The following is a 23,599-nucleotide window of genomic DNA, read 5'->3' as shown; positions in this document are numbered from 1 at the left end:
CATCGCTCCGTCGGAGGTTCCTCGGCCCGGAAAATCGGAGATTTTCCGGCGTCTCAAAATCGCGGCGCGATTTTGATGCTCGAAAGACCGCAGGTCTTTCGGTGAGGTTGCTAGTGACTAGCGGTTGTGTAGATTCCTATCGTTCGCGAAAGACCGGCTCTGCTAGTTACTTCTTGCTTCCAAAACAGAGCTCTCGCTACTCACGTAATCGGCCGAAAAATGGGAGAATGCTGGTTACTTAGTCGTCCGCGGAGGCCGCTGCGTCGCCGCCTTCGACTTGCTTCTTCGTGTGCGGCAGTTTACCACCGTCGGCGAGGATCTGGCGCTCACGTTCGGACGCGTCGAGCGTCGCGGTGAGTTCCCAGTCGTCGTTCACGCGAACCGTGAACTCTTCCTGGCCGGAGCGGACCGCTTCCGAAACGTCATCGACGATTTCGATGTCGTCGCCCTGTTCGATCTTCTGGTAGTCGTCATCGTTGATTTCGAGCGGGATGAGACCGAAGTTGAACAGGTTCGCCTTGTGGATGCGGGCGAAGCTCTGTGCGAGGACGCCGTCCACGCCGAGGTACATCGGGCACAGTGCCGCGTGTTCGCGCGAGCTACCCTGTCCGTAGTTCTCGCCAGCGACGAGGAAACCACCGTCGGAGTCGAGTGCGCGCTGTGCGAAGTCGTCGTCAACACGCGAGAGCGTGAACTCGGAGAGTTTCGGGATGTTCGACCGGTACATCAGGATGTCCTGCGTCGCAGGGATGATGTGGTCGGTCGTGATGTTGTCCTGCATCTTGAGCAGGGCCGGGCCTTCGAGCGTGGATTCGAGTTCGTCCTTCAGCGGGACGTCGCCGATGTTCGGGCCTTTGATGAGTTCGTCGTCGACGGCCTGGTCGGGGGCGATGAGGTCGGGGTCGTCGGCGGTGGTGCCGTAGTCGTCACCCATCTCGAATCCGGGCGCGTCGAGGTCGCCGAGTTCGTCGGCGAGGTCGCGCGGGTCGACAATTTCGCCTTTGATGGCCGCCGCCGTGGCGACTTCGGGCGAACAGAGGTAGACGGAGTCGTCCTCGATACCGGAGCGACCCTCGAAGTTGCGGTTGAACGTACGCAGGGAAACGGAGTCCGAGGCCGGAACGTGACCGATACCGATACACGCACCACAGGTCGCCTCGGAGAAGTTGACGCCTGCCGCCATCAGTTCGGCAACCCAGCCTTCGCGGGCCAGCATCTCGGAGGCCTGTTTGGACGCCGGAGCGACGATGAGGTCCGTCTTCCGGTTGACCGTGCGGCCTTCGACCATCTTCGCGGCGGGGAGGATGTCCTCGTAGCCACCGTTCGTACAGGAGCCGATCATGACCTGGTCGACCGACTGTCCGGCGACTTCGCGGACAGGGACGACGTTGTCGGGCATCGACGGCTGTGCGATGAGCGGTTCGATCTCGGAGAGGTCGATGACGATCTCGTCGTCGTACTCCGCGTCGTCGTCGGCCTGGAGTTCGACGTGCTCGTCCTCGCGGCCGAGGGCGCTGAGCCATTCCTCGGTCTTCTCGTCCGTCGGGAAGATGGAGGTCGTCGCGCCGAGTTCCGTGCCCATGTTGGTGATGGTCGTCCGTTCCGGAACGGAAAGCGTCTCGACACCGGGGCCGGTGTACTCGAAGATTTTGCCGACGCCACCTTTCACGGAGAGGCGACGGAGCATCTCGAGGATGACGTCCTTCGCGGTGGACCATTCGGGGAGTTCGCCTTCGAGGCGAACGCTGACGATCTCCGGCATCTCGATGTAGTACGGGCCGCCACCCATGGCGACTGCGACGTCGAGACCGCCCGAACCGATCGCGAGTTCACCCAGTCCGCCGGGTGTCGGGGTGTGGGAGTCCGACCCGAGCATCGTCTTGCCGGGTGCGGCGAAGTTCTCCTTGTGGACGTTGTGACAGATACCGTTACCCGGACGGGAGTAGTGTGCACCGAACGTGCCTGCCGCGGAGCGGAGGAATCGGTGGTCGTCCGTGTTCTTGAAGTCGAACTGGTAGGTCTGGTGGTCACAGTACTGGGCCGCGATCTCGGTCTGGACCTCGTCCATGTCGAGAGCCTCGAACTGGAGCCAGACGAGCGTCCCCGTGGTGTCCTGTGTGAGAACCTGGTCAATCTCGATCCCGATTTCCTCACCGGTTTCGAGTTCGCCCTCGACGAGGTGCTCGCCGAGAATCTTTTCCGTCAGTGTTTGTCCCATATCAGACGAATATCGACCCTCCGAAGGTATAAATCCCGCGTGTTTACGTTTTCATCGTTCGTGGTAAATCAGGCTCTCGTCAGGCAATCATTGCGAAAATGAGGGCGGTCAAAAGGGTGAGACGACGAAAATTAGTCGAAACGAACCTCCACGATTTCGACTTCGGTAACGATCGGCGTATCGTCGTCGGCCCGTCCCCACGAGAGAGACGGAACGACGTCGTAGGCTTCGGTTCCGTTCTGTAGTTCGAGTCGAACCGTCCGTCCGTCGGCGAGCCACCGATTTATCTCCGCTCGATGGTCGTCGGCGAACCGGTTCGTCTCCGCCGTATTCTTCCCGCGGCGAACCGCGACGACCTCGACGGAAAGCCCGTCGGCGCTCGTCCGGAGGTTTACACGGAGGGGGACCTGTGCACGCTCGTCGGAGAGGAACGGAAACGCGAGGACGGCGTCTTCCGCGTCCTCCAACCGGTCGATCTCGGTTCCCAACCCTTCACGGACGGCGTTCACCGATTCCTCGACGGAATGCATGGATTCCTGTACCGATTCCTCGATGCCGCGGCGAAGCTGTTCGCCGAAGTCGGGGTCGAACGGGCTGGGATGACCCCTCCCGTGTCGTTCGCGCCCGCGATGCCGGTGATGCCGCTGGTCGTGCATCTGCCGTGCATGCGTTCGTCCTCTTTCATGCCCTCCTCCCCGACCGGCCCCTCGCCTCTCGTCGTCGTGGGGTCCCCGTTCCAACCCTCGTCGGAGCGCCTCCTCCCACGACAGGTCCAACTCGCGCTTTCGGTGTTTCAGCCGTTCGAACACTTCGTCGTCGTCGATGGTGATCCGGATGTTCCGACTCATACCAGTCGCTACCGTCCCCGGCATCATAATTGTTTCCTCGAAACGCACATCGAAATCACATTGAACACACATTCGACGCACAACCAGTGCATAGATTTATGACTCCCGTCGACAAACCCCCGGTGATGAACCCATCCATCACGAAGGACGACCGGGTCAAAGTACTCGGTTCCGCCACCTACGACGACATCGACGCCGAACACGTTCGCGTTCTGGGCTCCCTTACGGTAAAGGGCGATACGCACGCGGAACGGGCGAAGGTCGCGGGTGCGGCGACGATACGGGGTAATCTCGACGTGGATTCCATCACGGTCTCCGGATCGACAAAAGTCGCTGAAGACGTGACAGCGGACAGCGTCTCCGTGTCCGGGTCGCTATCGGTACGGGGAACCACGCAGGCGGACACGCTCGATTGTTCGGGGTCGGTGAAACTGGAGACGGTCACGGCTGATCAGTTCGAAACCTCGGGTATGGCCAAAGTGGCGACGTTGGACGCCGAATCGGTTCGGGTCCACGGTGCGATCCAGGCGGGCCATGTCGAAGCGGACGACGTCCGGTTCAACCTCGTCGGCGAGTCGGTCGTTTCGTCCCTCGTCGGGGATTCCATCGTCGTCGGTCGGCGTCGGCCCGACGGTTTCCTTCGAGCGAAGTCCATCGAGGGAAGCGATATCGCGCTTGACTACGTGGACGTGGAACGAGTCGTCGGCGATCACGTCAAACTCGGAGCGAACGCCCGCGTCGGCGTCGTGGAGGCGGAGGAACTCGATATGGCGGACGGGGCGGTCGTCGACTCGGCCGAATGATACGGGTACCGCTCCCGAACGACACGGGACCACCACTGAGCGACGTGTGAATGATGCGTGAATGGTGCGTGTGTGAGACACGCACACTACGCGAGAACGGTAACGGCTTTACTTTCTCGGACACGCCGTCCGCCTATGTTCCAGAGCGGAACGTTCGTCGCAGAACACATCGAGGAGATTCGGAGACAGCAGATACAACCGAACGGCGTCGATCTGACGCTGGAAAAGGTGTACGAACAGCGGGATTCCGGGCGTATCGGGCGAAACAACAAGGAAATCGGCGACCGTCACCGGATCGAATCCGAACAGATGACGGAAAAGTCTCCGGAGAACTACTACCTCCCGGAAGGTGGCTACATCGTCCAGTACGCCGAAACGGTCGAAATCCCGGAGGGGCACGTCGGCTTCATCTACCCACGGTCGTCGCTCATGCGTAACTCGTGCATGCTCAACACGGCGGTGTGGGACGCGGGCTACAAGGGGAAGGGAGAAGGGTTGCTGCAGGTCCACCACGACATCGAACTCGAACGCGGTGCACGTATCGCACAACTCGTTCTCGCCGAGGCGGACCACGACGAAACCTACGACGGCGACTATCAGCGCGAGAATTTGGACTAAGCGACAGCGGGAACGTCGTTTCATCCCACGAAATATCTCATCTGAATTCAACTCTCAACTATCGGCAACAATCCTTTAGTTTATTTAATTGCAACCAAAAAATGGGATGGTTGATATCAAATCACAAGGTCGGCGACGGTTCCTCAAAAGAACTGGGGTAGCAGCGGTTGCGTCCACGATCCCCTTCAGTGGGGCAGCGGCGGCGGACGGTGGTGTGCTGGACAGTGCGTTCGACGATTCGACGGATCTCCTCCAGGAATCCCTCGTCGTCTTCGAGAGCAACGACGACGTGGATCAACTCGGTACGTTGAACCTTGCCAATGGCTATCACAAGTTCGACGTACTTCCCATCGGTTATACCGAACTTTCGGTGAGCCAGTTGGAGACGATAGCTGACTGGGAGTCGGTTCGATACGTCCGAAAGAACGTCGAGTTGGACTACTACAACGACGACAGTCGGCGAGTTACGGGTGCCAACGACGTGCAGTCGGACCTCGGATATACCGGGACCGACGTGCACACCGCAGTCATCGACTCGGGTGTGGACGGCGACCATCCGGACCTCGAATCCAGTCTCGTCGCCAACTGGCAGTGGGTCGGTAACCCGCTCGACTCACCGACGTTGTGGACCCGCGCGAGCGTTCTCGATACCGACACGATCGGGCACGGAACCCACTGTTCGGGGTCCATTGCGGGCGACGGGACGAAGAGCGACGGGAAACAGCGAGGGATGGCTCCGGATGCGAACCTGACGGTGTACGCCGCGGGTGTGAGTCTGTTAGTCGTGAAGGCGGCCGCGGCGTACGACCACCTGCTGTCGCGCGTCCAGAGCGGCGCGACGGACGTGAAAATCGTCTCGAACTCCTACGGTTCCTCGAACGGCGAGAAGTTCCATCCGGACCAAGCGCTCAACGTTGCGACGTGGCACGCCTACCAAGCGGGGCTACTGCCGGTGTTCGCGGCGGGCAACAGCGGACCGGACACGAACACGCTCAATCAGTACGCGAAAGCGCCGCACGTCCTCGGCGTCGCGGCGACGAAGGACGACAAGACCGTGACCGACTTTTCGTCCCGTGGTCGGAAACAGGATAGCACCAACACCCCGGACAACTGGGACCGGAAAACCGCACTCGACAATCTCACGGCGTATCACGACGGCGGTGGGAGTTCCGGACCGTACGGAATCTACCGTCCCGGCATCGGTGCACCGGGCAACGAGATCGTCAGTACGATGTCGCCCGATGACGCGCTACAGGCGGAAAGCCCGGAGGACGGTCGGCTCTGGTATGCAACCATCAGCGGGACGAGCATGGCGACGCCGATGGTCGCGGGAATCGCCACGCTCGTCGTCGACGCCTATCGGCAGAACAACAACGGCGACATCAGCCCGCTGGAACTACTCAATACCCTCACGGCCGAGGCGGAGGACACACACGGCAACTACACCCCGTGGAACATCGGAACCGGGTTCGTGGACGCCGTCGATTCGGTAACCCGTGCCGAGAACGGTTCCCTCGGTACGTACGGCGACGTGAGTCTCGTGAGTAACTGAGGGTGGGAGAAATCGATACGTCTATTTTTATCGGGTTTCGAGTTCCTCCCGAACGTGGCGGAGAAAGACGTACTGAAACGATGTTCCGAATGCGGCGAAAAGTTGCTCGAAATCTATCTCGAAGGCGGTCTCTGCCCGGACTGTCGTGAATCGTAACTCATCAGTGTCGAGTTCCGATAGCGAGCATTCGCGTCGACGGCAGCGACGGATGGGTTTCGAAACGAAAGGTGTTTTGCGGGGTTGTTCACAGTTAGAACCGTGAATGAAAACCGCGTTCAGTTCTACGCACTCTATCTCACCCGATTCGCCGCCGGGTTCGGATTCATCACGCTGGCGACGCTTCTCCCGACGTATCTCAACGTTCTAAATCCCCAGTCGGGCGTCGTCGTCGGACTGTTCGTCTCCGGACTGACCGCCGCACAGTCGATCGCCGTCGTCCCGCTCGCGTGGGGTGGCGATCGATACGACAAACGAACCGTGTTGCTCGGCAGCATCGTAGTTTCCATCGCGGCCTACGTCGCGTTTCCGTTCGTGGAGAGCAGTTGGGGTTTCATCGCCGCACGTGCGCTCCAAGGGGTTGCCCTGACCGGAACTGGCCTCATCACGCTCGCGCTCGTCGGTGAACTCTCGACGGCCGACACACGCGCGAACCATATCGGGAAAGCCAATTCGGCGCGGTTCGCGGCGTCCATCCTCGGGTCGATTTCGGCCGCGACGTTGTATCAACAGTACGGGTTCGACGTGGTGTTCGGGGTCATCGTCGCCCTGTTGGTTCCGGCGCTGTTCGGCGTGTTGTTGTTCGTGGAACCCGACGACACGCGAATCGAAGGCTTTCCGTTCTCGGATCTGGCGCTCAATCGCAAACTCCTGACGCTGACGAGTTTCCGCTCCCAGTACGCCGTCGCGGTAACGATGGTTCGAAACTGGGTCGTCGTATACGCGGGACTGAAGGCGTCTCAGGGTGGGTTGGCCTACGCGGCGCTCGCCGTCAGCGCCGTGCTCATCTCGGAGAAGTTCACGAACATGCTGTTTCAACCCCACACGGGACGCCTTTCAGACCGATATGGCCGCGCTCTGTTCGTCTTCTGCGGCGGCGGCCTGTACGGGCTCGTCGCGCTCTGTATTCCGTTCTCACCGACCATCGGTCGGACGCTCGGACTTCCGTCGATGTTTCCGATCCTCGGGCAACTCTCGCCCGCGTTCCTCCCCCTGGTGGGGTTGAACGCGCTTCTCGGCATCGCCGATAGCTTCCGCGAACCGGCCAGCATGGCGCTGTTCGCCGACGAAGGGGTCGAGGGCGGCGGCGTGGCGAGCAGTTTCGGCGTTCGGGATTTGGTGTGGCGGCCGGGGAGTATCCTCGCGCCGATTCTCGCCGGAATACTGACGACCGGACCGGGTATCCAGTGGGTGTTCTATTTCGGCGGCGCTGCCGCTATCTCCGGCGTCCTGACGTTCCTCGGCGTACTGTCGTACTCCCACGGGACGAAGGCGCTGACACAGTGGTAGCGATCAGAAGGACTCTCAACTACATCTTTTATGACATGTGTTCCAGTCGAATATTTCTCATCCATAGAATACATTATACTATCAACATCTCATAGATACAATTAACGTCGAACGGTAGTTTTACTACGATGAATGCGACGTGCTACTGCAGTCGTTCTGCTCGTTTGCATCGTGAGCGCGGGAGCGATTCCCGCACTCGGTGTGAACGTCGGCGGGCGACACTCCGACACCGGATCGACCACGGCAACCACGAACAGTTCGACGAACGTGACCATCCTCTCTTACAACGACATTCAGACCGCCGCGGCGAAGGACGGCAACGTGCCGCGGCTCGTTCACCGAATCGACGAGCGTCGGCAGGCCCACGACAACCCGACGTTCGTCATGGGCGGCGGTGACGAACTGTCACCGAACGCGCTCTCGCCCGTCTCGGGGTGGCACGCACCCGTGGACGTATATGATCTCATCCACCCTGACGCGGAAGCGGTCGGAAATCACGACCTCGACTACGGAACTGACGCGTTCGCGAACGCGTCCCGCGCCTCGAACTTCCCGTGGCTTGCGGCGAACCTCGTGAACGAGACGACCGGTAACACCATCGAGGGAACACAGCCCTACGAGGTAGTCCACCGTGGTGGCGTCAAAGTCGGCGTCGTCGGTGCCATCTATCCCGGCGTCGATGGCTCCGTTTCGGAGAACCTCTCGGCGCACAACATTACCGCGAAACCCGTCGTCCCGACGCTGCAGAAGTACGAGAAGCTACTTCGGCAACAGAAGAACGTCGACGTGGTCGTCGTCCTGCTCCACGAAGGCACCAAGGAAGCCGAAACGGTCGCAAAGCAGACCGACGCCGACGTGGTTCTGACCGGTCACGACGAAGTCGTCTACCGACCGCGCGTCGTGGACGGGACCATCATCAGCGAGACGGAAGCCCGCGCCGAGTACCTGAGTGAAATCAACCTCACGGTCGAGGACGGCGACGTCGTCGGCGCGAACGGCCGACTCATCAACATCACGGAGTCGACGCCGAAGAACGAAACCGCCTCGCGGATCATCAACGACTACCGTTCGGAAGTTGACCTCGATTCGACCATCGCGTACACCGAGACACCGCTCGACGCGCGATTCTCCACGAACTACCACCGCGAGAGCAACTACGGTGACCTCGTGACCGACGCGATGCGATCACAAACGGGTGCCGACGTCGCCATCACCAACGCCGGTGGAATCCGTTCGAACGGGGTCTACGGCCCCGGCAACATCACGGGCGGGGACGTGTTCAACACGCTTCCGTTCGGAAACAAGGTGGTGACCGTTCGACTGACGGGCGCGCAACTCAAGGAGACGCTCGCGAGCCAAATCACGACGATGGAAAGCGACGCCGGACAGCAATACGGCGCGGAGATGTCGATGCAGGTCAGCGGCGTCCGCTTCGAGTGGGTCGGCCACGACGGAAAACAAAAAATACGCGACGTCCGGGTCGATGGAAAACCGCTGGATCCGAACGCTACGTACGAAGTCGCCGTCAACGACTTCATGGCTGGCGGCGGAAGCGGCTATCCGCTCGCCGACAAGCCGGTCGTTCAGCGCACGGACGAACTGCTCTCGACCACCGTCGTGGATTATCTGAAATCGAACGGGAAAATCGCGCCGACGACGGACGGCCGAATTCAGCGCGTCGATACGTCACTCGCCGATAAATCCGTCACCCTCGACGGACACGGAAACGCCGTCATGCAGTTCGACGCACCGGACGACTACGACGCAACCGTCCCGAACACGTTCGTCGTTTCGACCCCGGACAACCGCACCGTTGCCGCGGAGAAAGTCACCTACGACGCCGACGAGGACACGCTCACGGTTCGCTTCGACGACGGCGAACTCACGTCGCTCGTCGGCTGTGATGAAACGGCACAACTCGAACTCTACGGCGGGTATCAGTCCTCGCAGTACGACCGCGTCTACTTCAACTACTCCCGGCTGAACGCGGACGTGACTGCGACGCTCGCGGACCGGAACGGACACGGCGCGAGCGAGCGCGACGCAACGAACGAGACGAACGAAAACGAGGACGCCAACCGAGCGACGGTGCCGCCGGTGGCGGCCGCCTGATCGGTCGAATTCGTCTGCCGGTCGAACGTTTCCCTATTTTCCGAGGTCGAACAACTCGGCGGCCTGTTCCATGTCCTTGTCGCCGCGGCCGCTCAAATTCACGAGAATGACGTCGTCCTCGTCCTTTTCGGCGGCTAGCTGTTTCGCCAGTGCGACGGCGTGACTCGATTCGAGCGCGGGGATGATGCCCTCCAGTTCGCTGAGTTCGCGGAACGCGGCGAGCGCCTCCTCGTCGGTGACGCCGGTGTACTCACATCGTCCCGTCTCGCGGAACTGGGCGTGTTCCGGACCGACGCCGGGGTAGTCGAGTCCCGCGGAAACCGAGTGGACTTCCACGTCGTCGTTCAGAATTCGCGTTCTCATTCCGTGCAGGATGTCGGTCGTGCCGTTCGCCAGCGGTGCGGCGTGGCGCTTCGAGTCGGTGCCTTCGCCGCCGCCTTCCGCACCGTACAGTTCGACGGGGTCGTCGCGAAACGCGTGGAACAACCCGATGGCGTTCGATCCCCCGCCGACGCATGCGACGGCGGCGTCGGGGAGTTTTCCGGCCTGCTCCCGAATCTGCTCCCGTGCCTCCTCGCCGATGACTGACTGGAAGTCCCGAACCATGCGGGGGAACGGGTCCGGGCCGACGACGCTTCCGACGAGATAGTGCGTGTCGTCCACGTTGTGGGCGAAGTCCTCCAATGCGGCATCGACCGCGTCCGCGAGTCCCGAATCGCCGCGCGTGACCTCGTTCACCTCGGCACCCATCAGGCGCATGCGGAAGACGTTCATCTTCTGGCGCTCGACGTCCTTTTTGCCCATGTAAATCTCGGTGGGAATGTCGAACAGCGCGCCGACCATCGCCGTCGCGGTGCCGTGTTGCCCCGCGCCGGTTTCCGCGATGAGTCGTTCCTTGCCCGCCTGTTTCGCCAGCAGGGCTTGCCCGAGACAGTTGTTGATCTTGTGTGCCCCGCCGTGGAGCAGGTCCTCCCGCTTCAGGTAGATCCGTGCACCGTACTCCTCGGAAAGCCGTTTCGCGTGATAGATCGGTGTCGGCCGACCGGCGAACGATTCGAGCAGGGACCGGAACTCCGACTGGAACTCCTCGGTCTCCGAAATCTCGTCGTACGCTCCTGCTAACTGTTCGAGCGGTTCCTCCAGCGGTTCGGGAACGTGTCGGCCCCCGAACGTCCCGAACTCGATGGATTGCTCTCGTGACATAAATCCCGAATGGTTAGTAAAGATCATAAATCTACTCCACGGTACTACTCCGTCCGTCGGTGTACAATTTCGTCGGGAAGGAAGTGGAAACGAGTCGGCAGAAGTGTTACTGCATATACCCGAGGTCGGCCAGTCGCTCTTCCACGTTGGCCTCGTCGTCGCCCATCGTACCGTCGTTCTCCTCGTCGTATTCGGGGTAGGACTGTGAACCGGCGTCCTCGACGACCGGAATCACCGTCCCGTCCATGCGGTCGCTGTAGGGCACGCCGAGCGCGGACATGACCGTCGGCGCGATGTCGAAGAGGTGTGCTTTGGTCGGCATCGCGTCCACGTCGATGCCCTCCCCTTTCGCGGCGACGATGCCTTCGAGTTTGTGGTTCCACGGCTCTGTCGGCGGCGCGAAGTAATCGCCGAGCAACTGTGCAGAGATGAACTGGCCCATCTGGTTCGGAATCGTCACGATGTCCGGCGCGTTGTCCGCGTTCTTCCCGTGGAAGTAGTTCTCGCGGGGCACGACCTCGCCGAAGACGAGTTCGCCGTCCGGCGTTTCGACGCCGCTGAGTTTCTCGATGAGTTCGTCACGCACCTCGTCGTACTTCTCCGGCGGGACGATGCCGTTCGGTTCGCGGCCCTGCAAGTTGATACGTACGCCGAGTTCGGTTCGTGCACGGACGTAGGCGGTCGATTTGGCGAAGTCAACCTGTTCGTTTGCCATCCGAGCCACGTTCTTCGGCGCGTACTGTTTTGCGATCTCGGCGAGACCGACCTTCTCCAATCCGGTTCGGATTCGATGCGCGGTGAAGCCGAACTGGGCCACTTTCGCGGCCAGCCGTTCGAACGTGTTCGGCTCCCACGTCTTCGTGTCCTTCCCTTCCCGGAGTTCGTCCTGAATCGGGTTCCACGACGGCATTCCGCGACCGCCGTTTCGGGCCTTCACGTAGCCTTCGTCGCGAAGGAACTCGTTGACGCGGAACTCGTACTTCTCGTACGGTCCCATCCCGTGGTCGCTCGCGATGAAGACGGTGTTCGGGTCACATTCCTCAAGCAGTTTCCCGACCTGCCTGTCGGTCTCCTCGTAGACGGTCTTCACTTTGTCCCAGTCGCCGTCGAACTCGTGGAAGACGGTGTCGGGTTTCTGGAACTGGACGAACCCGAAGTCGGGTTCGTACTCGTCCGCGAGGTAGCGGAACGCTTCCCCGCGCATGCGGACGAGGCTCGTATATTCGTCCATCTTCTGTGCGTCGGTGTAATCCGACTCCTCGCGGGAGTAGGTCGGATACACGCGGTATTCGCCGATCTCTTCGCGGATGTCGTCCAGTAGTCCATCGGGGGAACAACGTGGGTTTTCGGGACCGATGAACCCCGGAATGAGCGCGCCGTTGATGTCGTCCGGCGGGTGTGTCACCGGGACGTTGACGACGACGCTCGTGAGGTCGTGTTGGTCGAGCAGCGACCAGATCGAGTGTTCCTCGACGTCCTGCCCGCTCACGACGTGGAAATCGTATCCGTCGTAGGCGACGAATCCGCAGACGCCGTGTTTCCCGGGGTTGACGCCGGTGTACATCGACGGCCACGCACTCGGGGTCCACGGCGGCATCTGTGATTCCAGCGGTGCGGATGCGCCACCGTCACAGATGGAGCGGATGTTGGGAATGACGTCGTCCTCATACAACCGCTCGAAGACGGGCAGACATCCGGCGTCGATACCGATAAGAAGAACATCTACGTTACTCATTTACCATCACCTAGATCGTACCTGCGACCAGCGCGTGTCGTTCCGTTCGTCGAGCAAGAGGTGTCTCCTTGCATTACGACGCTCGTCGGACTCATTGGAACCTCCTACACTCCCTAGTCATTTTATTATGCTACTCTTAATTCTGGAACCGAATAGTCATTCCCCTTCACCGTCAGTGAGGGTTACACTCGGCTCGTCGATGACCGTCCGTTTCCACGTCCCGCGTGTGAACCACAGAGCCGCTACGATGGCTCCGATTATATTCCCGAAGGCCATTCCTACCCAGATACCAGTCGGCCCCATATGCTGGACGAACGCGAGGAAGTACACCGTCGGAACGCGTCCGAGCCACAGCGTGATCATCGAGAACGCCATCGCCAATTTCGTGTTGCCTGCACCGCGATACGCGCCGAGGAGCACCTGTAGGACGGCCATAAACGCGAACTCGACCGATCGTATCCGGAGGTACTGACTCCCGAACTTGACCGTTTCGTGGGCTTGGTCGGTTCCAGTCGCCATGAAGACGCCGACGATAGGGTGGGGAAACAACGCTGCAACGATTGCAACGATGAACATCACACCCGCACCGACCTTCGCCGCGAGCCACACCGCCCGCTCCGCTCGGTCGGGTTTCTTCGCGCCGAGGTTCTGACCGACCATCGTGTTCGTCGCTCGTCCCAGCCCCATCGCCGGGAGGAACACGAGCGACACGAGGCGGTTTCCGAGTCCGTAGGCGCTGACCACCGCCGGTTGGAACTGGACGATCATCGCGGTCAGAGAAATCATCGCGAGCGAACTCGTGGACTGTTCGAGGGCGCTCGGCGTGCCGATTCGGATTATCTTCCAGATAAGACCGAGGTCCGGGATGAGATCATCGACGCTGACGTTCGGTCCTGCGTCGGTGTAGAAGAGGACGTACAGTCCGAGAACGCTCGCAACGGCCCGTGCGGAGATGGTCGCGAGCGCCGCGCCCTGAACGTCCATCCCGTGAATCGGTCCCGCCCCGAAGATGAGAACCGGGTCGAGAACGACGTTGACGGCGACGCTCACTAGCATGATACGCATCGGGGTACGGGTGTTGCCGTACCCGCGCATCAACGACGTGAAGACGAAGAACCCGAACAGGAAGGGCAATCCGAGGAAGTACGTCTCCATGTATTCCCGAGCGAGCGGAACGACCTGAGTGGCCGTCGCGCCCTGTGACGGCATCACCGAGAGCATCGGTTCGGTGAGGAAGTATCCGGCGATAGCGAGGAGGACGGAGAGTAACAGGACGAACGAGAGAATCTGGCCCGCGACTTTCCCCGCGGACCCTTCGCTGTCCGCCCCGGTGAACTGGGCGACCAAGATGCTCCCGGCCGTCGTAAACCCGCCCGCGACGGAGATGAGGAAGAAGATGAGCGGAAATGCGATACTCATCGCGCCGACCGCGGCGGACGACAACCGTCCCAGCCAAAAGGTGTCCGCAACGTTGTACATCACCTGTAGAAGCTGAATGACGACGATCGGCCACGCGAGTTCGAACATCGGTCGCACCAGTCCACCGTCAGTGATCGAACTGCTGGACTGTGTGCTGGTCATCGTACCTTCGAAACGAAACACCTTGACATCAAGATTCCGAATCGTACTCGGATCGACGAACTATGCCGTAACTCCTTCCGAATCGTCGCTTTAAGACCCACAGCTCTACCCCGCTCCGGTCAGACGGTTTCCAAATCAGTCGTCCGGTCCTACGACTTTCGAGTTCGGACTGACCCGTCGCTCAAGCGGTCATCGATTAAACACCCCCTAAATCGGCGTTATTCGAGGGAATTCACGGTTATGGCTTCAGTCTCGCTATCGCTTGGGCGGGCGTCGACCCTGAAGCACATCGACCGTGCTCGTCCTTGGCTCTCCATTTGTTGTTGGAAATTTGACGGACCTGGGGACACTGTGCGGGATTTCGAACTGCGTATTCGGGCAAACCAATGGGCATACTTCGGCTTGGACGACTGTTAGATTAAGTAATTACCAGCTACAACAGCGTAGCACTAACCTGAATCGAAGTTTGGGTGAAAATACTTGTGCGGATAATTACTGCCGGAGCGACGCGATGGCACTGGCTGGCGTCGCCCCACGACACGAACGTCCGCTCGTGTCGGATGCGATCCATTCGCCGTCGTCCGTCTCTCGAAGGGAGGGTCGGTCGGCGGGACTCTCAACCGTGTATTCCGGGTCATTCAGGCTGATCGCCATGGTAGTATGTTGGCATGCATCTATCTTTATTATGTAATATATAATTGAATAGTTCGGAATGGAAACGAAATAACGCCCTCGGCTCAGTGCTCCAAAATGGCTCGTGCGGCTACGTCACGCGTTTTTCACGGTTCTATACGCTCAATAATGTCTGTTTATGAATGTGTTTGCCGCCCACTGTTCGTGATGTTTGCGAACAGTGGTTTAAACAGTTCATACCGAAAACGGAGTGGGATGATTTCATGCTCTGAGAGTGCGTCGGAAAAAGCCCGTTGCTCTCGAGAGAGCGTCTACGGGGTGACGCGCCAGCAGAACGAGATCTGGTTCTTCACGCCGCACGCTCGAGAAAATTCTGATACTATCCGGCGAAATGGTAATGACCTCGCCAAGGAGATATCCCTACCATGCCGAAAATTGCCCTGATCGGTGCGGGGAGTATGGTCTTTGCGAGGAAATTGATCGGGGACATACTCTCGTTCGAGGAGCTTTCGAGCAGCGAACTCTCGTTGATGGACATCGACGAGCACCGCCTCGCCCAAACCCATCGAATCGCCGAGGCGATGATCGCGAACGAAGGGCTCGATGCGAATGTCCAAGCGACACTCGACCGCCGAGAAGCGGTCGCGGACGCGGACTACGTCCTGAACATGATCAACGTCGGCGGAACCGAACCGTTCGAAAACGAGATTCGAATCCCCGAGAAGTACGGCGTGAAACAATCCATCGGCGACACGACCGGTCCGGGCGGGATTTTCCGCGGACTCCGTACGATTCCGACGATACTCGACCTCGCCGCCGACATGGAAGAATTGTGCCCCGATGCCCTCCTTCTCAACTACACGAACCCGATGGCGATCCTCTGTAAGGCTCTATCCGACGCGACTGACATCGACGTCGTCGGTCTCTGTCACTCCGTTCCGCACACGGCCGAGGCCATCGCGGAGTACGTCGGCGTCCCAGCGTCGGAACTGGAGTACTGGGTCGCAGGTATCAACCATATGGCGTGGTTCCTGGAGTGTGAACACGACGGCCATTCCGTCTACCCGGCGCTCCGTGACGCCGCCGAGAACGACGAAACCTATCGAAAGGACACCGTCCGGTTCGAGATGCTGAAACACTTCGGCGCGTTTCCCACCGAATCGAGCCATCACATGAGCGAGTACGTCCCGTACGTCCGCACCGACGACGCGGCCATCGAGGAGATGGGCGGGACGAACTTCGCGGAACGGATGCCTACCGCGACGTATCTGGAAGGCTGGAAGGAGCGCTCGGCGGAACGGGACGACCCCGAACTCGACGTTGACCTCGACTCGGTCGGCGTCGAACGCTCGGAGGAGTACGCGTCCAGAATCATCCACTCGCTCGAAACCGGTACCCAGCGGCGGTTCAATCTGAACGTCCCGAACGCGACGAACGCCATCGAAAACCTCCCGAACGACGCCTGCGTCGAAGTCCCCGTTTTCGTCGACGGAACCGGTCTTCACCCCGCGTCAGTCGGCGAACTCCCGACCCAACTCGCCGCGCTCGACCGCCAGCATTCGGCCGTGTACGAACTCACCGTCGAAGGTGCGCTCGAAGGAAACCGGGAGAAAATCCACCAGGCGGTCAAACTCGACCCGCTTTCCGCCGCGGCCTGTTCGCTGGACGAACTCCACGAAATGACCGAGGAACTCATCGAAGCCAACACGGAATACATTCCAAGGCTCGAATAGTTCGGAAACGGGATTTCGTCGGAGAATCTGCGGGCATGCGACCGGTCGGATTCAAAATCCCGTCGCTTTCGCTCATTCGTTCCTCAGGTCCGTTCGTCACGAAAGGAGCGGGCGCGACGGGATTTGAACCCGCGACATCTTGGTCCGGAACCAAGGACTCTGTCCACTGAGCTACGCGCCCTCACCACGCCGTACATGCGGTGTCCGTTTAACCATTGTGAAAATCGGGCGCGTCTCCCTTTGTTGTGACTCTCCGTCGATCAGTCGTTCGTGAAACCGAGCGGGACGAATCGAACGGCAGGTTGATAGAAAACGATCCGGTATTCCGACTATGAACGTCCTCCCGGTCCTCCTCACCGTCGGAATCTTCGGCTTGGTCGTCTACCGTCGATTCAAGCGGTCGTTCGGGCGACAACCGGTGTCGAAGAAACGTCTCGGACTCCGAGCGGTCCTCATCATGGTCGTCGTCGCGTTTATCGTGGCGTCGTCGGTGACGAGTCCGGTGAACCTCCTCGAAGACCTGGTCGGCGTGGGTATCGGCGGCGTCACTGCCGCCATTGGTCTCACCTTCACGGAGTTCGAACACACGGACGACGGTGCGTTTTACGAACCGCACCCGTACGTCGGGGTCGCCGTCTTCGCGCTGTTTCTCCTCCGGTTGGCGAGCCACCTGTATCCGCTGGTGATGGGTAACGCGGCGAACTCCACGACGACCAGTACTTCCGCATCCGGAATGCCGACCGATCCGCTGACGGTCGTAGTCCTCCTCGTGTTCCTCGGCTACTACGCCTGTTATTCGACCGGCGTTCTCGTCGTCTCTCGACGAACCACCTCGACGGCGTCGGAGTGAGTTCCGTCTCCCTTCGTTCGTCTCCTTCTGTCCGTCTTCTCCCCCACCAATCGACGCCTTACTCCTGTCGTGCGACTTCGTGCCGCCCGAACCCGTATCGGAGTCGGTTCGCCAACCGGCGCGAGAAGCGGCCGTCGTCCCCGGAACGACTGCCGAACCGCTCGGAGAGCGCCTCGTAGATGAGCGGGACGGGAACTTCCTGTTCGAGTGCCTCTTGAACCGTCCACGTTCCGGTCGAACCGCCCGCGATGTGGTCGGCGACGTCGCCCAGGTCGGTGCCCTCCTCGCGGAACGCCTCCTCGCAGAGTTCGAGGAGCCACGAGCGGATGACAGCGCCGTTGTTCCACGTCCGCGCGACGGCTTCCAAATCGAGGTCGTAGCGCCCCTCGTGGAGCAGTTCGAACCCTTCGCCGTAGGTCTGCATCAGTGCGTATTCGACGCCGTTGTGGACCATCTTGACGTAGTGGCCGGATCCCGACTCGCCCATCCGGTCGTGTCCCGCCGGGCCGGTCGCAACGGCGTCGAAGACGGGCGTCAGTTCGTCGTAGGCCCACTGCTCCCCACCGATCATCAGCGAGAAACCGAGTTCGGCCCCTGCCGGACCGCCGCTCGTCCCACAGTCGAGATAGGTCGCGGAAGTCGTTTCGCTTCGGCGCACGGAGTCCTCGAAGTAGGAGTTTCCACCGTCGACGACGACGTCGTCCGCGTCGAGGTACGGTTCCAAATCTTCGAGGGCGGCGTCCACGGGGTCACCGGCGGGAACCATCAACCAGATCCGTTTCTCGTCGCCGAGTTTCTCCGCGAGGTCCGCGACCGATTCGGCCGGTTCCGCGCCCGCTTCCGCGGCGGATTCGACGGCCTCCTCCGCGACGTCGTACGCCACGATATCGTGTCCAGCGTCGAGGGTTCTGTCCACTACGATGCGACCCATCCGTCCGAGTCCGATGACGCCCAGTTGCATGGGTGAACCCTGCGTGGCGGGGGTGGTAGGGGTTGCGATTTCGCGGAGTCAGTACGAACCGTATCGGTCGAACCGTTCGAATACTGGATATCCAGCGTGTCGCCGTCCACGACGTCCGTGACCGTTACCTGTTCGCTGTCAGTTACCGACGCCGCGGTCGGCCTGCTGGCTAACCCGCCGATGATACCGAGGATCAGGAGAACGAGAGCAATCATGAGAACTCGCTTCCGGGTTGTTGCATTCATTTATGCAATTAAAATCAATATATTGTACTATGAGTATTTTGCGTGTGAAGAGACACATCGATAGCAATCGGTGCAAAACTGGATGGCAGCCATCGGAACTTCTTCGGCAAAACCACTTTTCTTTCCAGTCTTTCAGGATTTTAGGGGGATTGCACACCTGAATCCTACGTCGTTCGGTCGAGTCACGTGCCATGGACTCGAACGACGAGAATCGTTTGTATCTTTCACCCGGTCCAAACAAATAACAATACAGGGGGTGTGTTGAGGGTATGAATGAGGATAGAATCGTTTGGCGATTGAATCTCGTTATCGTTCTCCTCTGTCTCATCGCCTTTTTCGTTACGATACCGTATCTCATGTTCCTGGTCCGGAACTTCCCGAATTTCCTCTTCGCCGTCGTCACGGCTCTCGGAACGATGGGCGGATTCCTCCTCGTCAGGACGTATCGGACGGTTCGGAGTTGATTTCACGGGATCAATGGACGGGAACCTTTATCAGCGACGCCGCGCAGAGTCACAGGTATGAGCGCGATGGTGTCGGTAGTACGTCTGTAGCGTAGACGACGAGCCGATAGTGTTTCTCGCCGATTCACCATTTAGCGACAGGGATTTGCAGCCATGACTGACGTTCCAAACGACTACGAACCAGAGCGTATCGAGCGAAAGTGGAAGGACGAATGGCAAGACTCCGACGTGTACACGCCGGACGGCGATCTGGAGTATGTCATCGACACGCCGCCACCGTATCCGACGGGTAACCTTCACATCGGCCACGGACTCCAGTGGAGTTACATCGACTTCGCGGCGCGCTACCACCGACTCAAAGGAGAACAAGTCCTCTTCCCACAGGGATGGGACTGTCACGGTCTGCCGACCGAGGTGAAGGTCGAGGAGAACCACGACATTCACCGCACCGAAGTCTCCCGCGAGAAGTTCCGTCAGCTCTGCATCGAGCACACCGAGGAGCAGATCGACTCGATGAAGGAGACGATGAACGAACTCGGGTTCTCCATCGACTGGAACGCGGAGTTCCGCACGATGGACCCCGAATACTGGGGGAAAACCCAGCGCTCGTTCGTCGAGATGGAAGACCACGTCTACCGCGACGAACACCCCGTCAACTGGTGTCCGCGCTGTGAAACCGCCATCGCGGACGCGGAAGTCGAGAACGAGGACCGAACGGGGACGCTCTACTACGTCACGTTCGACGGCGTGGACAACGATGATATAGAGATCGCAACCACGCGCCCCGAACTGCTCGCGGCGTGTGTCGGCATGGCTGTCGATCCCGAAGACGAACGCTACGCCGACCGAATCGGCGAGACGTTCGAAGTGCCGCTGTTCGGGCAGGAAGTCGAACTCGTCGGCGACGACGACGTGGACGGCGAGTTCGGGACCGGCGCGGTCATGATCTGTACCTTCGGGGACAAACAGGACGTGGACTGGTGGGCGAGACACGACCTCGACCTCCGTCCAGTGTTCACCGAGGACGGCCACCTGAACGAACTCGCGGGTGAGTTCGAGGGATTGGCCATCGACGAGGCGAAAACGGAAATCGCCGACGCGTTGGCCGAGGAGGGCTACCTGAACGATTCGGAACCGACCGAGCAGTCCATCGGAACCTGCTGGCGGTGTGATACACCCATCGAAATCCTCTCGAAAGAACAGTGGTTCGTCGAAGTCGAACCGGACAAAATCGTCGAGAAAGCCCAGGAAGTCGAGTGGATTCCCGAGCACATGTACGCCCGTCTCGAAGAGTGGGCGGACGGGATGAGTTGGGACTGGGTTATCTCCCGCCAGCGCGTCTTCGCCACGCCGATTCCGGCGTGGGAGTGCGAGGAGTGTGGCCACTGGCATATCGCGGACATCGACGAACTGCCGGTCGACCCGACCGAAACCGGTCCCGCCATCGGCGATTGTCCCGACTGTGGCGCGGACGCGTGGACGGGCGAAACCGACGTGATGGACACGTGGATGGATTCGTCCATCACACCGCTACACATCACGGGATGGCCCGAGGACCTCGACTTGGACGAGTTCGAACCCGTTTCGCTGCGCCCCCAGGGTCACGACATCATCCGGACGTGGGCGTTCTACACGCTCCTCCGCGTCGGCGAACTCACCGACAAACGGCCGTGGGACGAAATCCTCATCAACGGCATGGTGTTCGGCCCGGACGGCAACAAGATGAGCAAGTCGCGCGGCAACGTCGTGACGCCGAAGGACGCCGTCGCGGAGTACGGTGCCGACTCGGTTCGGCAGGCGTTGGTGCTCGGCGGACAACCCGGAAGCGACGTGCAGTTCCAGCCGAAGGAAGCCACCTCGGCCTCCCGATTCCTCACGAAGGTCTGGAACATCTTCCAGTTCTCCCGGAACCACTTCGACGAGAACACGCCGGAAATCGCGGACCCGGCCTACCGCGACGCGGATCGGTGGATCCTCTCCCGACTCTCGAACGCGGCCGACAGCATCGCCGAGGACATGGAAGCCTACCGCTACGACCGGGCGCTCAGAACGCTCCGCGAGTTCGTTTGGGACGACCTCGCTGACGACTACCTCGAACTCGTGAAAGGTCGCCTCTACGAAGGACGTCCCGGCGAGCGGAACGCGGCCCGTCACGCCCTCTACACGTGCGTTTCGGCCGTCGTCCGCATGCTCGCGCCGTTCTCGCCGTTCTTCGCCGAGGAAGTGTACAGCCACCTTCCCGGCACGGAAGCGAGCATCAATCAGGCCTCGTGGCCCGACGTCGAGATGCACGACGAGGAGGCCGAACTCGCGGGCGACATCATCGCCGAAGTCGCGAGCGAGGTTCGAGCATGGAAATCCGAGGAAGGATTGGCTCTCAACGGTGAAATCAACCGTATCGAGCTGTACGACGACTCGGAGCGCCACCCCGACACCTACGACCTGAGCGAAGCCGTGAACGGCCCCGTCTACCTCGAAGAGGGACGACCGAACGTCGAACTCGCACCGGTCGGCGTCGATCCCGACCATTCGTCCATCGGTCCGAAGTTCCGCGACAAGGCGGGTGCCGTCGTCGGTGCACTCGAATCCGCCGACCCCGCAGAACTCAAGGCCCAATTGGATACCCACGGAGAAATCACGCTCGACGCGGCAGGCGAGGAGGTCACGCTCGACGGTGATTGGGTCGAAATCGAGGAGGAGTACCGCGCCGAAAGCGGCGAGGAAGTCGAAGTGCTGGAGACGGAGCACGCGACGGTTCTCGTCTTCCCGTAGACGGACCATCCGACAGGCCGTCGTTTTTACGTACCGATCGGTAGTACCTCCGATTTGGGGGGAACCAATGCCAGTCAAAGACATCGCTTCGATGGAGGTCATCACCGCCAACGACGAAACCGAACTCGTGGACATCGCTTCGATGATGAGCGAGGAGAACGTCGGGTGTGTTCCTATCGTCGACGGGGAACGTCCGGTCGGTATCGTAACGGACCGCAAAATCGCGCTCTCACTCGCCGATGAGGCCGACGCATCGGGCCGAACGGTCGGCGACGTAATGACGAGGGACCCGATCACGATAGACGCCGACGCCAGCGTTCACGACGCTATCGAACGAATGGACGATGCGAATATCCGTCGAATACCTGTCGTCGAAAACGGAAACTTGACGGGCATCGTTACGCTTGATGACGTGCTCGTCACGCTCGCCGACGAGATGGACGACGCCGCCGAGGTCATCGAAGAGCAAACACCGCGCTTTTGAATCACCGAGACTTTTCTTTTGCCCCGCGACTGTCGTGGTATGGACGACCGAGTTCACGAACACGCGGAGATTTTGGTCGATTGGAGTGCGCGGGTCGAAGAAGGCGATGACGTCGTCGTCGTGGTCGATGAGGGTGCACACGACCTCGCCGTCGCTGTCGGCGAGACGTTGGGCGAGCGAAACGCGAACATGTTGACCGTGTACCGATCCGATGAGATCGAACGGGCGTTCCTTCGGGCACACGACGGCGACTTCGACGAGAACCCTGCACCCGAACTGGCGATGTACGAGAACGCGGACGTCGTTCTCGTCCTCTCCGGAACGCGCAACACGATGGGGAAGGCCGACGTTCCGGGGGAGAGGAAGCAGGCATACGACAAATCCCGGATGCTCATCCGCGAGACGCGCCTCGGAACGGACTGGGTTTCGACACAGCATCCCACGCGTGCATACGCACAGCAGGCGGGGATGGCTTACGAGGAGTATCGGGACTTCGTGTACAGCGCCGTACTCCGCGACTGGGAGGCGCTGGCCGATGAGATGGAGAAGATGAAGACGCTCATCGACGAGGGAAGCGAGGTTCGGATCATCAAGGAGAACACCGACGTCACGATGTCCATCGAGGGGAGAACGGCGGTCAATAGCTCCGCGTCGGTGGCGTACGACTCACACAATCTCCCCAGCGGCGAGGTGTTCACGGCACCGCACGCGACCGAAGGCGAGGTGTTCTTCGACGTGCCGATGACCCATCAAGGGCAACACATCCGGGACGTTCAGCTCACGTTCGAGGACGGCGAGGTCGTGGCGTTCAGCGCCGATACCGGCGAGGACGTGCTGGCGGACATCCTCGACACCGACGAGGGTGCACGCAAACTCGGCGAACTCGGCATCGGGATGAACCGCGGTATCGACCGCTTCACCGACAGCATCCTCTTCGACGAGAAGATGGGCGATACGATCCACTTGGCGGTCGGACGGGCCTATGACTCGTGCCTTCCAGACGGCGAAACGGGCAACGACAGCGCCGTCCACGTCGATATGATCACCGATATGAGCGAGGACTCGCGCATGGAAATCGACGGTGAGGTCGTCCAACGAAACGGCACGTTCCGATGGGAAGACGGGTTCGAGGAATAACCGCGAGGGAGACGAGCGGGCGTTTTTGGTCCAGATTTTTGCGAGGAGGGGTCAGCTTGCTGACCCGACGACGTAAAAAGGTGGTACGTGCACGTTCCGATGGGAAGACGGGTTCGAGGAATAACCGCGAGGGAGACGAGGCGC

General features: G+C 60.5%; 19 protein-coding genes and 1 tRNA gene. 11 read left to right on the top strand and 9 right to left on the bottom strand.

Annotation, left to right across the window (positions count from 1 at the left end; all coding sequences use genetic code 11):
* Positions 1-238 precede the first annotated feature (238 nt).
* Together NKF25_RS22855 and NKF25_RS22850 are read right to left on the bottom strand one after the other, a co-directional pair.
* Positions 239-2,218 carry an aconitate hydratase gene (locus NKF25_RS22855; protein ID WP_253228933.1) on the bottom strand — a complete coding sequence of 660 codons (1,980 nt, stop codon included), beginning with the start codon at positions 2,216-2,218 and terminating at the stop codon, positions 239-241.
* 131 nt (positions 2,219-2,349) lie between these two features.
* Positions 2,350-3,066 carry a hypothetical protein gene (locus NKF25_RS22850; RefSeq protein ID WP_253228932.1) on the bottom strand — a complete coding sequence of 239 codons (717 nt, stop codon included), beginning with the start codon at positions 3,064-3,066 and terminating at the stop codon, positions 2,350-2,352.
* Between the two features lie 125 nt (positions 3,067-3,191).
* Between NKF25_RS22850 and NKF25_RS22845 the strand changes: the two genes are divergently transcribed.
* From NKF25_RS22845 to NKF25_RS22825, 5 genes are all read left to right on the top strand, one after another.
* The gene (locus NKF25_RS22845; protein WP_253228931.1) at positions 3,192-3,869 is read left to right on the top strand and encodes a hypothetical protein; all 678 of its coding nucleotides are present in this window, start codon (positions 3,192-3,194) and stop codon (positions 3,867-3,869) included.
* A 57-nt stretch (positions 3,870-3,926) separates the two neighbouring features.
* Entirely contained in the window at positions 3,927-4,487 is a 561-nt protein-coding gene (locus NKF25_RS22840; RefSeq protein ID WP_342766356.1) for a deoxyuridine 5'-triphosphate nucleotidohydrolase, read from the top strand.
* Positions 4,488-4,701: 214 nt separating this feature from the next.
* Positions 4,702-6,039, top strand: coding sequence for a S8 family serine peptidase (locus NKF25_RS22835; protein WP_253228929.1), 1,338 nt, complete (start codon positions 4,702-4,704; stop codon positions 6,037-6,039).
* Between the two features lie 258 nt (positions 6,040-6,297).
* On the top strand, positions 6,298-7,545 hold the full coding sequence (locus NKF25_RS22830; protein WP_253228928.1) for an MFS transporter: 1,248 nt from the start codon (positions 6,298-6,300) through the stop codon (positions 7,543-7,545).
* 132 nt (positions 7,546-7,677) lie between these two features.
* Positions 7,678-9,657 (top strand): 5'-nucleotidase C-terminal domain-containing protein, encoded by a 1,980-nt coding sequence (locus NKF25_RS22825; RefSeq protein WP_253228927.1) that lies wholly within the window; start codon positions 7,678-7,680, stop codon positions 9,655-9,657.
* 33 nt (positions 9,658-9,690) lie between these two features.
* Here NKF25_RS22825 and trpB read toward each other — a convergent pair whose 3' ends face one another.
* The 4 genes from trpB to NKF25_RS22805 form a co-directional block, all read right to left on the bottom strand.
* A complete protein-coding gene (gene trpB, locus NKF25_RS22820; RefSeq protein ID WP_253228926.1) occupies positions 9,691-10,860 on the bottom strand; it encodes a tryptophan synthase subunit beta in 1,170 nt (389 codons plus the stop codon).
* Between the two features lie 106 nt (positions 10,861-10,966).
* Positions 10,967-12,595, bottom strand: coding sequence for an alkaline phosphatase family protein (locus tag NKF25_RS22815; RefSeq protein ID WP_253228925.1), 1,629 nt, complete (start codon positions 12,593-12,595; stop codon positions 10,967-10,969).
* Between the two features lie 156 nt (positions 12,596-12,751).
* Complete coding sequence (locus NKF25_RS22810) at positions 12,752-14,176, bottom strand: MATE family efflux transporter (RefSeq protein ID WP_303647120.1); 1,425 nt, start codon at positions 14,174-14,176, stop codon at positions 12,752-12,754.
* Between the two features lie 492 nt (positions 14,177-14,668).
* A complete protein-coding gene (locus NKF25_RS22805; RefSeq protein WP_190303762.1) occupies positions 14,669-14,830 on the bottom strand; it encodes a hypothetical protein in 162 nt (53 codons plus the stop codon).
* A 404-nt stretch (positions 14,831-15,234) separates the two neighbouring features.
* Between NKF25_RS22805 and melA the strand changes: the two genes are divergently transcribed.
* Positions 15,235-16,542, top strand: a complete 1,308-nt coding sequence (gene melA / locus NKF25_RS22800; RefSeq protein WP_253228924.1) for an alpha-galactosidase — start codon at positions 15,235-15,237, stop codon at positions 16,540-16,542.
* A 108-nt stretch (positions 16,543-16,650) separates the two neighbouring features.
* On the opposite strand, the gene NKF25_RS22795 is transcribed toward melA, so the two are convergent.
* A tRNA-Arg gene (locus NKF25_RS22795) sits at positions 16,651-16,723 on the bottom strand.
* A 150-nt stretch (positions 16,724-16,873) separates the two neighbouring features.
* Here NKF25_RS22795 and NKF25_RS22790 point away from each other — a divergent pair.
* Complete coding sequence (locus tag NKF25_RS22790; protein WP_253228923.1) at positions 16,874-17,392, top strand: CcdC protein domain-containing protein; 519 nt, start codon at positions 16,874-16,876, stop codon at positions 17,390-17,392.
* 58 nt (positions 17,393-17,450) lie between these two features.
* Here the strand turns inward: NKF25_RS22790 and gnd are convergent, their stop codons facing one another.
* Both gnd and NKF25_RS22780 read right to left on the bottom strand, forming a co-directional pair.
* A complete protein-coding gene (gnd, locus tag NKF25_RS22785; protein ID WP_253228922.1) occupies positions 17,451-18,353 on the bottom strand; it encodes a phosphogluconate dehydrogenase (NAD(+)-dependent, decarboxylating) in 903 nt (300 codons plus the stop codon).
* The gene (locus tag NKF25_RS22780) at positions 18,308-18,568 is read right to left on the bottom strand and encodes a hypothetical protein (RefSeq protein WP_253228921.1); all 261 of its coding nucleotides are present in this window, start codon (positions 18,566-18,568) and stop codon (positions 18,308-18,310) included. The genes gnd and NKF25_RS22780 overlap by 46 nt, the downstream gene beginning before the upstream one ends.
* 299 nt (positions 18,569-18,867) lie before the next feature.
* Between NKF25_RS22780 and NKF25_RS22775 the strand changes: the two genes are divergently transcribed.
* The 4 genes from NKF25_RS22775 to NKF25_RS22760 all read left to right on the top strand — a co-directional run bounded on the left by NKF25_RS22775 (position 18,868) and on the right by NKF25_RS22760 (position 23,455).
* On the top strand, positions 18,868-19,062 hold the full coding sequence (locus NKF25_RS22775; RefSeq protein WP_253228920.1) for a hypothetical protein: 195 nt from the start codon (positions 18,868-18,870) through the stop codon (positions 19,060-19,062).
* Positions 19,063-19,215: 153 nt separating this feature from the next.
* Complete coding sequence (locus NKF25_RS22770; protein ID WP_253228919.1) at positions 19,216-21,834, top strand: valine--tRNA ligase; 2,619 nt, start codon at positions 19,216-19,218, stop codon at positions 21,832-21,834.
* A gap of 67 nt (positions 21,835-21,901) precedes the next feature.
* Complete coding sequence (locus tag NKF25_RS22765) at positions 21,902-22,318, top strand: CBS domain-containing protein (protein ID WP_253228918.1); 417 nt, start codon at positions 21,902-21,904, stop codon at positions 22,316-22,318.
* Between the two features lie 39 nt (positions 22,319-22,357).
* Complete coding sequence (locus NKF25_RS22760; protein ID WP_253228917.1) at positions 22,358-23,455, top strand: aminopeptidase; 1,098 nt, start codon at positions 22,358-22,360, stop codon at positions 23,453-23,455.
* Positions 23,456-23,599 lie beyond the last annotated feature (144 nt).

It is taken from the genome of Haladaptatus sp. AB643, from assembly GCF_024136975.1.
Lineage (GTDB): Archaea > Halobacteriota > Halobacteria > Halobacteriales > Haladaptataceae > Haladaptatus.
This window is presented reverse-complemented; position numbering and strand designations above follow the sequence as displayed.